13 protein-coding genes and 1 pseudogene are annotated in these 13,970 nt (G+C 63.2%); 1 reads left to right on the top strand and 13 read right to left on the bottom strand.

What is annotated here, in order from left to right; genetic code table 11:
- The 8 genes and pseudogenes from NMG80_RS13310 to NMG80_RS13275 form a co-directional block, all read right to left on the bottom strand.
- Window positions 1–117: pseudogene (locus tag NMG80_RS13310) on the bottom strand (SDR family oxidoreductase); the annotation flags it as partial.
- A gap of 288 nt (window positions 118–405) precedes the next feature.
- Entirely contained in the window at window positions 406–1,152 is a 747-nt protein-coding gene (gene pldH / locus NMG80_RS13305; protein ID WP_254018521.1) for a pyridoxal 4-dehydrogenase, SDR-type, read from the bottom strand.
- 38 nt (window positions 1,153–1,190) lie between these two features.
- Entirely contained in the window at window positions 1,191–2,369 is a 1,179-nt protein-coding gene (gene ppaT / locus NMG80_RS13300) for a pyridoxamine--pyruvate transaminase (RefSeq protein WP_367185952.1), read from the bottom strand.
- 26 nt (window positions 2,370–2,395) lie between these two features.
- Window positions 2,396–3,202 (bottom strand): 4-pyridoxolactonase, encoded by an 807-nt coding sequence (pldA, locus tag NMG80_RS13295; protein WP_254018519.1) that lies wholly within the window; start codon window positions 3,200–3,202, stop codon window positions 2,396–2,398.
- 48 nt (window positions 3,203–3,250) lie between these two features.
- On the bottom strand, window positions 3,251–4,186 hold the full coding sequence (locus NMG80_RS13290) for a putative B6 ABC transporter permease subunit 1 (RefSeq protein ID WP_254018518.1): 936 nt from the start codon (window positions 4,184–4,186) through the stop codon (window positions 3,251–3,253).
- Between the two features lie 3 nt (window positions 4,187–4,189).
- Window positions 4,190–5,287: a putative B6 ABC transporter permease subunit 2 gene (locus tag NMG80_RS13285; protein ID WP_254018517.1), complete on the bottom strand. Its 1,098-nt coding sequence runs from the start codon at window positions 5,285–5,287 to the stop codon at window positions 4,190–4,192.
- Window positions 5,284–6,852 (bottom strand): putative B6 ABC transporter ATP-binding protein, encoded by a 1,569-nt coding sequence (locus NMG80_RS13280; protein ID WP_254018516.1) that lies wholly within the window; start codon window positions 6,850–6,852, stop codon window positions 5,284–5,286. Before NMG80_RS13280 ends, NMG80_RS13285 begins: the two co-directional genes overlap by 4 nt.
- 75 nt (window positions 6,853–6,927) lie before the next feature.
- Window positions 6,928–7,956: a putative B6 ABC transporter substrate-binding protein gene (locus NMG80_RS13275; protein WP_254018515.1), complete on the bottom strand. Its 1,029-nt coding sequence runs from the start codon at window positions 7,954–7,956 to the stop codon at window positions 6,928–6,930.
- Between the two features lie 100 nt (window positions 7,957–8,056).
- On the opposite strand from NMG80_RS13275, the gene NMG80_RS13270 reads away from it, so the two are divergent.
- A complete protein-coding gene (locus tag NMG80_RS13270) occupies window positions 8,057–8,482 on the top strand; it encodes a hypothetical protein (RefSeq protein ID WP_254018514.1) in 426 nt (141 codons plus the stop codon).
- A 38-nt stretch (window positions 8,483–8,520) separates the two neighbouring features.
- Here the strand turns inward: NMG80_RS13270 and NMG80_RS13265 are convergent, their stop codons facing one another.
- From NMG80_RS13265 to NMG80_RS13245, 5 genes are all read right to left on the bottom strand, one after another.
- Window positions 8,521–9,531: an ABC transporter substrate-binding protein gene (locus tag NMG80_RS13265; RefSeq protein WP_254018513.1), complete on the bottom strand. Its 1,011-nt coding sequence runs from the start codon at window positions 9,529–9,531 to the stop codon at window positions 8,521–8,523.
- A 28-nt stretch (window positions 9,532–9,559) separates the two neighbouring features.
- Window positions 9,560–10,375, bottom strand: coding sequence for an ABC transporter permease (locus NMG80_RS13260; protein WP_254018512.1), 816 nt, complete (start codon window positions 10,373–10,375; stop codon window positions 9,560–9,562).
- Window positions 10,372–11,202, bottom strand: a complete 831-nt coding sequence (locus tag NMG80_RS13255) for an ABC transporter ATP-binding protein (protein ID WP_254018511.1) — start codon at window positions 11,200–11,202, stop codon at window positions 10,372–10,374. The genes NMG80_RS13260 and NMG80_RS13255 overlap by 4 nt, the downstream gene beginning before the upstream one ends.
- A 130-nt stretch (window positions 11,203–11,332) precedes the next feature.
- Complete coding sequence (fhmpcd1, locus tag NMG80_RS13250; RefSeq protein ID WP_254018510.1) at window positions 11,333–12,262, bottom strand: 5-formyl-3-hydroxy-2-methylpyridine 4-carboxylate 5-dehydrogenase; 930 nt, start codon at window positions 12,260–12,262, stop codon at window positions 11,333–11,335.
- A complete protein-coding gene (locus NMG80_RS13245; protein ID WP_254018509.1) occupies window positions 12,259–13,887 on the bottom strand; it encodes a GMC family oxidoreductase in 1,629 nt (542 codons plus the stop codon). The genes fhmpcd1 and NMG80_RS13245 overlap by 4 nt, the downstream gene beginning before the upstream one ends.
- Window positions 13,888–13,970 lie beyond the last annotated feature (83 nt).

The raw sequence follows: 13,970 nt of genomic DNA, 5'->3' as shown, positions 1-13,970 counted from the left end.
TTCGAAATCGCCGTCGCCGGCTGCGGGTACGCCGAGTGTTGTCTCGATCACGCCGGGGCAGATGGTGTTGACGCGTATGCCATAGGGCGCGGCATCTATCGCCGCGACCCGCGTCAGTCGAAGCGGCCGCAAAAGCTCAGCCTCAGGCTTTCTGGTCCAGACCGCCCAATTCTCGGGTTGAAGGACGACCACCTGCCAAATGTGATATGACGCGACCTCCGGCCCGGGATCGCTTCCAGGCTTGCGTCCCACGCAAGGAGGACGCGCTTCGGCTTCAAAGTCATGCGCGCTGCCTTGGGAACGAGCAGTATCGGCTCTACCGCTGTTGTGGCTTTTGCTTGCCGGAAGGCCGGATGAGTACGTGATGCCCTCCGCCGGCCGTGACTGTCGATTTGACGATTGGCCCTAGTGCCTGACCATCCCGGCGTCGACATTCAGTGTCTGGCCGGTGATCCAGCGGGCGTCCTCGCTCGCCAGAAACGATACGACATCGGCGATGTGTTCGGGCTGGCCCTTACCCTTCATCGCCTGCAGCATCTCGACGAAGCCGAACGCCTCGTTGTGCGGGCTCGCCTTGACGCCATCGCTCTCGATCAGGCCGGGTGTCACCGCATTCGCCGTGATGTTGTATTTGCCAAGCTCCGTGGCCAGCGCCCGGGTGAAGCCAATGACGCCGCCCTTGGCCGCGACATAGGCCGCCATGTTCGGCGTGCCGGCAAAGAAGGTGTTGGAGGCGATACTGATCACCCGCCCGGCCTTGCCTGCCGCACGCATCTGGTCCGTTCCGGCGCGGGTGACAATGAAGGTCCCTGTCAGATTGACGTCGATGATCTTGCGCCAATGGTTGAGATCGACGTCGTCCCAGGCGACGAACGGCACAATGCTGGCATTGTTGACCAGGATATCGACGCCACCGGTCAGGGCCTGGATTTCAGCGAAGAGCGCTTTGACGGATGCCGGATCGGAAATGTCGGCAGCGATCGCCTTCGCCTTTCCGCCTATCTTCGCGGCCGCCGCCTTGGCGCCCTCGGCGTTGATGTCGCTAACGATGACGGTCGCACCGTCGGAGGCAAGCCGCGCCGCGATCGCCTTGCCGATACCCTGCGCGGCGCCAGTAACCAGGGCCGTCTTTCCCGCAAGTCGTTCAGTCATGAAAATGCTCCCTCGATCCGTGATCCAATGGTGTCTGTTCAGGCGTCGGTGTCGATAACGGCCAACGCCGCCTCGATGCCTTTGCCTATCGCCAGTTTCTGGCCGGCCGCGTTCATGGCGCCGCCAAGTGCCGTCAGCGCCGCGATCGCATAGATCGGCTGGGCGGTCGGTCCCATATGGCCGATGCGCGTCAGCTTCCCCAATGTTTCGCCACGGCCCGACGAAAACACCACGCCGTAGCGGGCGCGCGCGGCCTGGCGAAGCGCCTTCTCGTCGACACCTTCGGGGGTGCGAACGGCGGTCGTGGTTGGCGATGCGATCCTGTCGCTGGCGGCCCAGACCGACAGGCCCATCGCGGTGACGCCCGCGCGCATGGCCTTGGCGGTGAGCGCGTGGCGCGCCCACACCGCCTCCGGCCCCTCATTGAGATAGATGTCGAGCGCGGCATCGAGCCCGTTGATCTCCGAAACCGATGGCGTGAACGGAAACGGCTTGTCTCTCGACCAGGCATTTTCCCAGTCGACGATACTCAGCATCGATGCGCGCGGCGCCAGGGGATTGGCCTTCATCTTGACCCAGGCCCGCTCGCTGACGCCCATCATGGTGAGGCCGGGAGGGGCGCCCAGGCATTTATTGGGGCCGGTGACATAGATATCGGCCTTGCAATCCTCGGGATACGTCTTCATGCCGCCAAAGGACGAGACGGCGTCGACGATGAGATAACCGCCATGCGCCGAAACCAGGGTGCCGATGGCGTCGATCGGGTTGATCGTGCCCGACGGCGTGTCGTGATGGCAGACGGAGACGATGGTGATTTCGGGATGTGCCCTGAGCATGTCGGCGACCGCCTGCGGATCGATCGCATCGTTGTAGGGAACTTCGATCTCCAGCAGATGCGGCGAATAGCGTTTTGCCCAGTAGCCAAAGCCTTTCCCGTACACACCCGAGGCAAGGTTGAGCACGACGTCGTCGGACGTGATCAGCGACGCCGCCGCCGCCTCGAGGCCGAGTACCGGCTCGCCATGCAGGATGACCGGCTTGTTCGACAGTCGCATCGCTTTCTGCGCCTTGTCGACCACCTTCTCGTAGAAGAGTTGGAATGCCGGGTCGTAGTCGTAAAGCACGGTGCGGCCGAGGCCGCGCAGCACTTCGGCATAGGCGTTCACCGGCCCCGCGGTCAGGGTGATGACCGGATCGGCGTGTTCGGGATAGCGCATCATCTTGTCTCCGGATTGGCGAGGGGTCAGCCGTAGAATTGTGTGCCGGTCCTGTAGGTCTTGAAGTTGTCCATGTCGTGCGAGTACATCAGTTCCGCGCCATAGTCCTCGGCCAGCTTCTTCACTTTGCGCATCGAATTGACGCCCGCTACCGGGTCGATGTGGAAAGCCGCCTGGCACAGCGTTTCAAGGCTCTTCTGGGTGTAGGCGGCGTCGATGGTGAACATGATCGGCTTGCGCTTGGGGAACTCGACCAGCAAGCTGTAGTGGCCGATCGAATGGCCGGGCGTCGCGATCAGCTTTACGCCCTTGGCGAGATCGACGTCACCCTCGACGCCCTCGAAGGTCGAGTTGGCGCGCGTCGTGCCTTCCAGCAGTTGCGCGGTCGCGCCACGCGCTTCCGCGGCCTCCGCCGAGAAGCTCAGGTCCGAATAGCCGAGATGTTCGAAAGGCTCCGGATTGCAGGCCTGCGGCACTTCGGAGCGATGGCAGATCTTCTTGGCGTGTGGAAAATATTTGTTGCCGCCGCAATGGTCGAAATGGAAATGCGAATTGACGACGACGTCGATGTCCTTGGGCTCGAGCCCGAGCAAGGCAAGCGCGCCGGGAATGGTCTGGTGCTTTTCCTGGATCGGCTTCTCGAAGGGCAGCACTTTCATGACGTGATCGTAGTCGTAGCCTGTATCGATGAGGAACCGACCCTCGGCATGCTCGATCAGGATCGAATAGACCGGAAAGCGCACTTCGCCGCCGGGGCCGCGATTCCAGAACACATGGTATCCGTCGAGAACGAGCGAGCCGCCGTCGAGCAGGTAGACCTTGGTATCCGACATTCTTGCCTCCTGTTTTGGCGCGGGTCTCTTCCGCGCATCTGATTGTTCTCAGCGCGCGCCGCGCTCGTATGGAATGCCGAGTGCCGCCGGCAAGCTGGCACGCCGGCCGAACAGCACCAGCATGATCATCACCGCCAGGAATGGCAGCATCTGGATGACGTCGGTCGGTATGTTGATGCCCGCCACCTGCATGGCCGTCGTCAGCGACAGGCAGACGCCGAACAGCAGGGCGCCGAACAGCACCCAGACCGGACGGCCGCGCGCCAGCATGGCCAGCACGATGCCGAGAAAGCCGGCGCCGTTGGTGATGAACGGAATGAACAGGCCCGCCCCGACATTGGCGAGATAGGCGCCGCCGAGCCCAGCCAGCGCGCCGGTCGTCAGCACCGCGATGGTCCGGGTCTTGATGACGTCGATACCGGCGACGTCGAGCGCGGCCGGCTTGTCGCCCGCTGCCTGCAGGTTGAGGCCGAGCTGCGTGCGCCGATAGAGGTAGCCCATGCCGAACACCAGCGCGACCGCAAGATAAACGATCAGGTGATGCTTGAAGAAGGCGGGCCCGATGACCGGAATATCCGACAGCAGCGGAATGACGGTGGCGTCCGCCGCCGGCAGGCGGGGATAGCTGCGCGAGAATTGGAAATGATGAAGCAGCGCCGTCAGGCCTTCGAGACCAAGCGTCAGCGCGATGCCGATGACGATCTGGTTCAGCCCGATGCGCACGCAGAGCAGCGCCATGATCAGCGCCACCGCGGCGCCACCGGCGGCACCGGTGACGAACCCCAGCCACAGCGACCCGGAATAGAAGGCGCCGACGAAGCCAAGATAGGCGCCGGCCAGCAGCATGCCTTCGATGCCGATGTTGAGCACGCCGGCTTTTTCCGACATTTGCTCGCCGAGGCCGGCCAGCAGCAGCGGGATGGCCGCGGTGACGGCGCCGAACAGGAGCGCGCTGAGAAAGACTGCGCTGAATAGCCCGGTCATGCCCTAAGCCTTTCTCGACTGGTTGTAACGGTGGTCGACATACTCGGCGAGAGCGAGCACGATCAGCACGATGGAGACCAGCACCAGCGTGAAATGATTGGGCACGCCAAGCCGCCGTGCCGCGCTTTCGCCGCCGATCGACAGCACCGAAAGCAGGAACACGAAACCTATCGCGGCAAAACCGTTCATGCGGGCGAGGAACACGGCCGGAATGACCGCCAGACCGTAAGCGGGATTCCAGTCGGCGCGGACATTGCCCTGCACGCCGATGATGTCGACGGCGCCGGCAAGGCCCGCGAGCCCGGCGGAAATGGCGAAGACGGCAGTCGTCAGGCCAGGCACGCCCAGCCCCGCATGAACCGCCGCGCGCGGATTGGCGCCGACGATCCGCAGCTTCAGCCCGAACGCCGTGCGCGTCATCACAAGATGCACGATGATGATTGCTGCCAGGCCGAGCAGCAGGCCGCTGGTGATGGTCGTATCGAACAGGCGCGGCAGCCGGTCTTCTACCGGCAGCGTGCGGGTCTGGGGAACGGTCGTGCCGGGATCGCGAAATACAAGCTTGACCAGGACGTTCGCGAGCGATGTGCCCAGGAATGTCATCATCAGCGTGGTGATGATCTCGTTCACGCCCTGATAGGCACGCAGCAGAGCCGGCACCAGCGACCAGATCATCGCCACCACCACGGCGATGAGGAACGAGCAGGTCAGCGCCAGCCAGAACGGCATGATCTGAACGAACACGGGAGCGCTGGCCGCCGCCGTCACCGCGCCGAGCAGGAACTGGCCGTCGCCGCCGAGATTCCACATGCCGGCGCGAAAGGCCACGATCAGGCCGGCGGCAAGAAACAGCAGCGGCGCCATGCGGGTCAGCGTCTGCTGTATGCCGAGTGGCGAGAACAGCCCCTTCTCCAGCACATAGCCATAATAGGCGAGCGGGTCGACACCGACGGCAAGAAGGATACACCCGGCGATGACGAGAGCGGCAAGGATCGGGCCGAGCGTCATCAGCAGCCTGTGCAGGATGTCACGGCGCGTCGCAGCTCCGCTCGTGGCATCGAGTGCGGTGGCGCTGACGGTGGGGGCGGTGTCGATGCTCATGCGGCAAGTCCGATCATCAGGCGGCCGACCTTGGTACGCGCGTCGTCTACGTTCTCGACGGTGCCGACCAGCGCTCCGTTGGCGATGACGGCTATGCGGTCGCACATGCTCAGCAATTCCTCGAGGTCGGTGGAGATCAGCAGTACGGCGAGGCCGCGCGCTGCGGTGTCGCGGATGCGCTGGCGCGACGCCAGCGTGTTGGCGAGGTCGAGCCCGTACGTGGGCTTGTTGAAGATCACCATCTTGGCGCCTTCGGCCAGTTCGCGCGCCAGCAGCACCTTCTGGATATTGCCGCCGGACAGCCGGGCGACCGGCGTCTTCAGGCTTGGCGTGCGCACATCATATTCGCGCACGAGTTGGGTGGCGCGCTTGTCGATCTCCGCGCGCTGCTCGACGCCGTTGCGCCAGAACGGGGCCGCGCCCACCTGCTTGAGGAAGAAGTTGATCGAGACCGGGAAGGTGCCGACAGTACCTTCGCCGAGCCGGTCGTCGGTCAGGTAGCGTAGACCGCGCCGACGGCGTTCGCCGACGCTCAGCGCCTCTATGGCAACGCCCTCCAGCCGCACCGAACCGCCAGTCGCCGCGCGCTGGCCGGCCAGCGCTTCCGCGAGCTGCTTCTGCCCGTTGCCGTCGATGCCGGCGATGCCCAGGATCTCGCCGGGGCGGATGTCGAACGAGATCGACGACAGGCCTGGCGCATTGTCCGTCGGCGCGACCGCCAGATCCGCGACCTGAAGCAGCGGAGCCGCTTCGGCGTGGACTGTACGGACCGGACGCTCGACTGCTTCCGGATCATCGCTCTGCTTGCCGAACATCAATTCCACGATCTCCGAAATGATCGCCTGTTCGCCCAGCGCGCGAAACCGCTCGGGCGGAATCTCGCCGACCTTGCGGCCGAGCTTCAACACCGAGATGCGGTCGCCGAAGGCCGCCGCCTCCTTGAGCTTATGGGTGATGAAGACAATCGCCAGGCCCTGCTCGACAAGGCGACGCATCAGCGCGCCCAGCTCGTCGATGCCTTTCGGCGTCAGCATGGAGGTGGACTCGTCAAGGATCAGCAACCGGCTTTTGCGCACCATCGCGCGCAGGATTTCGACCTGCTGCTGCTCGCCGAGCGAAAGCTCCGATACTTTGGCATGCAGCTTGACGGTGATGCCAAGCGTGCTGGTGATCTCGGCGACGCGCGCCGCCAGTTCCTCGGTCCTGGGGCGCTGCCACCACCGTCCGCCAAGCAAGAGGTTTTCCGCCACCGTCAGCGTCGGCACCAGCATCATGTGCTGGAACACGGTGCCGATGCCCAGTGCCAGCGCATGGCGCGGCGAGGTGATCGGTGTCGGTTTGCCATCGACCAGTATGCGTCCCTCGTCCGGCTGCAACAGGCCAGACAGCATGCCGATCAACGTCGATTTTCCGGCCCCGTTCTCACCGAGCAGCACCTGCACCTCGCCCGGGCGGATCGACAGATCGACGCTGTCATTGGCGACGATGCCGGGAAACCGTTTGGTCACGCCTTCAAGCGCGACGATGTCGCGCGCGGCGACGGACGATGAAGAAAGACTGCTCATGAAGCCCAGCACAAAAAATGGGAATCGTCCGGAGGGATGAACGGATCACCCCTCCGGCGGCCGACCTTGATCGCCCTACTGGGCGACGCTGGTCATCAGCGTCCTGACGGCCGCTGCATCATAGACCGGCTCGACCGGAATCTTACCAGAAATGACGTCATCGCGCAGCGCCTGGATCTCGGTCCAGACATTGTCCGGGATCGCAGCGGTCTTCAGAAGCTTGACCGAATCGTCCTTGAGGCCGATCGAGTAGCTCTTGGTGCCGAACGTGTCGGCCTTCAGGTCGGCGATCATCGCCGCATAGACCGGCTCGATGTTCCAGACCACCGAAGAAAGCAGGAAGCCTTTATCGATCGGCGTCTTGTCGCCGATGACGTCGATGAAATAGACCTTGCCGCCGTCGCCGGCCTTGGTCGTCTCGACCGCCTGCAGCATCCCGAAGCTCGAGCCGTTGCCCTGGCCGAAGATGATGTCAGCGCCCGACGCGATCACGCTTTCGGTGACGCGCTTGCCGCCGGCTGCGTCGCTATAGGCGGCGGGACCGATCACCGCATAGGTGATCTTGACATCCGGGTTCTCGGCCTTCACGCCCTGCGCGAACGCCGCCGACTGCGAGTTCCACGAGGGCGGCTCGCCCGAAACGACGATGCCTACCGACTTGGAGCGCGACGTCTTGGCCGCAAGGCGGCCGGCAAGGTAGGCACCCTGGTGACCGCTCAGCGTGTAGTCGGCGACGAGGCCCTTCTCAAGGCCGGTCGGTGTGTCGACGATCGCCACCGGGACCTTCAATTCCTTGGCGATTTCAGGGGCCGAAGTATTGTAACCGCTGGCGTGGGCGATCAGCAAGCTGGCGCCGTCGGACGCGAGTTCCCGCAGCGTGGGACGAACATCGCCATAGCCGAGCCCTTGGGCCACGACCACTTCGACGCCGGCGGCCTTGCCCGCCGCTTTGGCGGCATCGATGCCCTGCTGGTTCCAACCGTAATCGGTGCCTTCTTCGGGCGTCAGGATGGCGATCGACTTGACTTCGCCGGCAAGCGCGCCGCCCAGCAAGACGCCGCTCAGTATAACCGCACTCACACTGCTCTTCAGGATCTTTAACATGTTACCCTCTCTGTTTGATTTACCAATCAATATTCTTGTTGTTATTGCGCATATGCGAGGTAGACTGCCTGAGAAAATTTACCCGTGGAGCTCAGGCAAAGTGAAGATTCGTTATGTTCTCCCTGTGGCGCTGGCGTTCACATCCTTCGCCAACGCGGTTGAGTTGCACCATGTCATCGTCCGAAAGGGCACCGACGGGCTCGACATGGTGCCGTTGACGATTTCGAATGCGGGCAATGACGGGCTGTCCTGCAATGCCGACTTCGCCCACTGGTATTCGGCCGGGATCGCGACGGTCGAGCCGGGCAAGACCGCTCGCCTCGAACTCTGGTTCGACCCCAAGACGGGCACGTTCACGATCCTCAACGACAAGCGCGAGAACCTGCCCCTCGAGCGGCTGTGGTGCGGCCTGTCGGGTCGCGCATATGCCACACGCGTGCAGATCACACTCGACCGCACCGACGCGGCGAAAGGCGAACGCGCCGTTTCCTGCGTCATGGGGCAGGACAGTCTGGTCTGCCGGTAGGCGCTCATCGACTTGCCCGCCCCAACACCGCGCGCCCCTTACTTCTTTGCCAGGAACGTGTCGGTGAAGACATCGTCCGCCGAGAGAGCCGTCTTGAGCACGCCCTGATCGGTGAGCGTCTTCAGCGTTTCCTCCCACCGCGTCTTCGTCATCCAGCCGAGGCCGTGCTCCTGGGTGTCCGGGCCGGTGAAGGTCGACGCGATATCGGCGTTGATTTGCGCTAGCAGCACATCCTTCTTGTCCGCGTAACCGGGTGCAGCCTTGGCCGTGATCTCGGCGGCCTCTTCGGGGTGGGCCACGACATAGTCGAATGCCTCCCTGTATGCCCTAACGAAGCGGGCGACGACGTCGGGCTTGTCCTTGATCATCTTCTGAGAGGTGAACAGGCCCGAGCCATAAGCCTTCCAGCCATGGTCCGCGCCCATCATGATGCTGAGCGAACCGGGACCGCCCGCCTTGGCCTCCAGTTCGGGAACCTCGGCGTCGACATAGCCGACCACCGTCTGGACCCGGCCCAGAAGCAGATAGCTTTCATAGGGCGGCGAGACGCTGTTCAGCGTCATGTCCTTCTCCGTCAGGCCATTGGCCGCCAGGAAACCCTTGAAGAAGATGTAGGTTGAACCGGCTGGATGAATGCCGATAGTGAGACCCTTGAGATCAGCCGGCTTGGTGAGCTTCATCGTCTTCGCCAGCGAGATGATCGCCAGCGGCGAGTGCTGGTTGACGGCGACCACCGCCACCACCGGGACATTCTGCGACCGCGCGACCGCGAGCGTGGGAAGATCGCCGAAACCGAAATCCGCATTCTCATTGCCCACCAGCCGCATGGCGTCTGGCGAGCCGGAACCCTTGCGGATCTCGGCCACGTCGATGTCGTTCTTAGCGAAGAAGCCCTTTTCCTTGCCCACGAAGAACATGGCGTGGTTGCCGCGCACCACCCAGTCGAGCTGGACGCTGACCTTGTCCGCCGCCAGCGCCAGGCCGGAGAAGCCAAGCGCGCCGGCAAATGCCGCAAACGTGGCTGCCTTGATGAGTGAGCGTCTCAGCATTGATCGATCCTTCCTGTCGTTGACTGTCCTAGGCGTGGCTGAATTTCGGTGCCCATGGCACCATGATGCGTTCGAGAACTTCGGCTGCGTAGTAGAAGGCGATGCCCAGCACCGAAACAAGGAGCAGGGCCGCGAAGACCAGCGCGGTGTCGAGCTGGGTCGAAGCGAACTGGATGACGTAGCCGAGCCCATCCGAGGCGCCGGCGAATTCGCCGACTATGGCGCCGATGACGCTGAGCGTCGCAGCGATCTTGGTTCCGGCCATCAGGTTCGGCAGCGAATGCGGAACGCGAATCCTGAACAGGATCTGCGTCGGGCTGGCGCCGACCGAATTCATCAGCGACAACAGCGAGCGGTCGACCGACTGCATGCCCGCCAGCATCGACAATGTCACCGGGAAGAAGGCGATGACCAGGATCAGGCCGATCTTGGGCGCGAGCCCGTAGCCGAACCAGAGGATGAAGATCGGCGCCAGTGCCACCTTGGGCACGTTCTGGAACAGCACCACCAGCGGATAAAGCGCTCGCCCCAGCCAGTCGAAGCGCACGATGACCAGCGCAATGGCAATGCCAACCACGACAGAGACAAGGAACCCGAAAAGGATCTCGCCTGCCGTCACCAGTGTCGCCTGCATCAGCGTTGCCCATTGCGCGACCAGAGATTGCGCGATTTCGGACGGGGCGGGAATGATGAAGGCGGATATGGCGAAAATCCGCACCACGGCTTCCCACACCACGATCGTCGCCAGCAGAAGGATGGCCGCTGGAAGCCAGCTGCCTGTCGCTGCACCCCAGCTTGAGGCAAGACGCGACTCGGAGAGATTGGTGACAGGTTGATCGCTCACGGCGCGCCTCCCGGTTGATGGCTGGCGCGCAGCATCGTCCGCAGCTGAACCGCCAGCCTGACGAACTCCGGATCTTCCGCCACCGACAGATCGCGCGGATAGGGCAGACCAATGTCGAGGCTCTCGGTGATCCGCCCAGGCTTGATCCCCATCACGTGGACATGGCGCGACAGATGAATGGCCTCGTCTATCGAATGGGTGACGAGCACGATGGTCTTGCCGGTGCGCTGCCAAATCTCCAGCAGCGACTGGCCCATCGAATCGCGGGTAATGGCGTCGAGCGCGCCGAACGGCTCGTCCATCAGCAGCACCGCCGGATCGAGCGCCAGGGCCCGCGCGATAGCGACGCGCTGGCGCATGCCGCCGGACAATTCATGGGGGCGCTTGTGGGCGCTGTCGCCCAAGCCCACCAGTTCCAACATCTCCTGCCCGCGCGCCCGCAAATCCGCGCGAGAGAGCGATTTGTCGGCGATGCCAAGCAGCATCGATGCGTTGTCGACGGCACTCTTCCAGGGAAGCAGGTTGGCGTCCTGGAATACGAGGCCGATCATTCGCTTGCGCGCCGCCTCGACCGGCGAAAGCCGGGCGATCGAAACGCTGCCGCTCGTCGGATTTACAAGCCCGGCCAGAACCTTGAGTAAGGTGCTCTTGCCGCAACCGGAAGGACCAATAAGGGAGACAAACGACCCCTTCGGTATCGAAAGATCGATATTCTGCAGAACCAGCTGCCTGGCCATGACCACCGAAACGCTCTTGGCGGAGATCAGGTCGTCATGGCGGATATGGGCCGGCCGGCCACCGGCTGCTCGAATGGTTTCAACGCGCATGGCTTGCCACCCCATGCGCTGTCGTCAACCGTGGCCGCACCGTCCGGTCCGTGAAGGCGCGCTTGGCACCAACAGCCGCCGTTACGAACTCCCCAACCCAGCCGGCCTTGTGATCACGATGAACCATTGGCTACCCCCGGCCTTCGAGGATGCGCCGCACCGCGACGAGTTTGCGCGCCCGTTCGCCTTGCAGCGCCTTGGTCTGCTCGGGCGTATATGAGAACATGCCCTCGCCCGATTTGATGCCGAACTTCGACGCGTTCGTCTTTTCCAGCACCATGGGCGCGACATCGTCGCGATTGGAGAGATCCGCGTTGAGGAAGGAGGACACGGACTTGTAGATATCGAGGCCCGCCATATCGAGCAGGGCCATCGGCCCGATCACCGCGATCTTGTAGCCGATGCCCCACGACACGCACGTGTCGAGATCTTCCGGATCGATGACACCGCGCTCGACAAGGTCGACCGCCTCACGCAGCAGCGCATAGAGAACGCGGTTTTCGACGAAGCCGGGAACGTCCTTCTTTACCACCACCGGCAGCAAGCCGATCGAGCGGATCAGTTCGCGGATCGTCGCCACGGTTTGCGGCGCGGTCCTCTCGCCGCCGATCACCTCGATCATCGGGATGATGTGCGGCGGGTTCGACCAGTGCATGCCCACCATCCGCTCGGGATGCGAGATATGCGCCTGCAGCTTGGTGATCGGGATACCCGACGTGTCGGACGCGACGATCGTGTCCGAGGCTATCAGGCCGTCGATTGTGCGATAGACATCGGCCTTGACCGAAATGTTTTCAGGAACGTTCTCGATGACAAGGTCGGCACCGGATACCGCATCGCCGATATCGTCGGTGAAGCGAACCATTCCAACGCCGGCCGACGGTGACGCGATACCCAAGGCGTCGAGAACGGTCTCGGCCGCGCTTAGCATGGATCGCGCGCGCTCGATCGCTGTTGGGGCAACATCGTAGGCGGCCACCTGCAGGCCGCCTCTGGCGAGTCGGGCAGCCATGCCCGGCCCCATCGTACCTAGACCGATGATGGCGATACGTCGGATCATTGCACTGCCCCGCTTTCTTTTGAGCCCGCGATGAGGTCGGCAGCTTTCTCGGCGATCATGATCACTGCCGCATTGATGTTTCCGCAGACCAGGTCGGGCATGACGGAAGCGTCCACCACTCTCAGGCGTTCGACGCCGCGAACGCGCAATTCCGGGTCAACGACCGAGGCTGCATCGACCCCCATCCGGCAGGTCCCGGCCGGATGATGCACGGTGATGGAGGTCCGGCGGATATGTTCGTCGATCTCGTCGTCGCTCTGGCACTTCGGGCCGGGAAAAAACTCCGCCTCGATGAAGGGCTGCATGGATGGCTGCGCCGCGAGGTCCCTTGCCACCCGGAAGCCGGCCCGAAGGGACTCCCAATCCTTTGGCGAGGCCAGGAAATTCTGGTGGATCAGGGGCGCCGCTGAAGGATCGGCCGACGCCAGTTTCACCGCTCCCCGGCTTTCAGGCTGTGTGGCCACGACCCGCGTCGCGAAGCCGTCCGAAAATGGCGCCTTGAACGGCTTGAGATATGGCCATGCGGCGAGCGGAGCCGCCGTGAAGAGCAGTTGCACATCCGGCAACGGTCGCGCCGGACCGCTCCTCAGGAAGGCGACAACCCCGCCGGGCACATCCCCCGAAAAACCTCGTCCCGTGAAGTAAGTCTTGACGAAATCGAAACCGATCCGATCGGCACGCATGTTTCGCAGGAACGGGCCCGGATTGCGGCGCCGGTACATGAGAATGACCGAGACGTGATCCTGCAGGTTCTTGCCGACTGCCGGCAGGTTGACCCGCGTCTGGATACCGTGCGCAGCAAGTTCATCCTGCGCCCCTATGCCAGACAGCATCATGAGTTGCGGCGTGTTGATCACACCGCCGGCAAGCAGCACTTCCTTATGGGCGACAACAGTGCGTTCGCCGCCGCGATGGTTGATGGTGACGCCGGTGGCGCGCGCACCCTCCAGCACAATCTTCGTTGCGTTTGCGCCTGTCAGAACGGTCAAGTTGGGCCGCTTCAGCACCGGCCGCAGATAGGCTGACGCAGTCGAAGAACGCCGGCCTTTTGAAATCGTCATCTGGAGGCGGCCGAAACCTTCCTGCCGCTCGCCATTGTAGTCGTTCGTCTGTGCATAGCCTGCCTGCACGCTGGCTCGCGCAAAGGCGTCGATCAGCGTGTCCTTGTAGCGGCAGAATTGGGTGTTGATCGGGCCGTTGCTGCCACGATATTGGTTCTCGCCCCCTTCCCAGCTTTCCTGCTTGCGGAAATACGGCAGCACCTTGTCATACGACCAGTCGCTGAGCCCTGTGGCTGCCCAACGATCGTAGTCTCCGCGATTGCCCCGCACATAGGCCATGGCGTTGGTAGACGACGATCCGCCGACAACCTTCCCTCGCGCGCACTCGACCCTGCGTCCGCCCACATTGTCTTCCGGCTCGCAGAAATACATCCAGTCATGGCGCCGCTCGGTCAGGATCTTACCCCACCCAAGCGGTATATGGATCATGGGATCGCGATCCCAGCCGCCGGCCTCCAGCAACAGCACCGAACATCTCGGGTCGGCACTCAGCCGGTTGGCGAGCACGCAACCGGCTGATCCGGCCCCAACGATAATGTAATCGTAACTTTCCGCGTGCGGCATGGTGTGTTTCATTGCCTTCGACTGACGCCCCTGCGTCAGGGAACTATCGAAACCGAGCCTGGAAGATCCTGGCAAAAGACCAG

Origin of the sequence: Mesorhizobium escarrei, from assembly GCF_935825525.1 — a bacterium.
Lineage (GTDB): Bacteria > Pseudomonadota > Alphaproteobacteria > Rhizobiales > Rhizobiaceae > Mesorhizobium > Mesorhizobium escarrei.
This window is presented reverse-complemented; position numbering and strand designations above follow the sequence as displayed.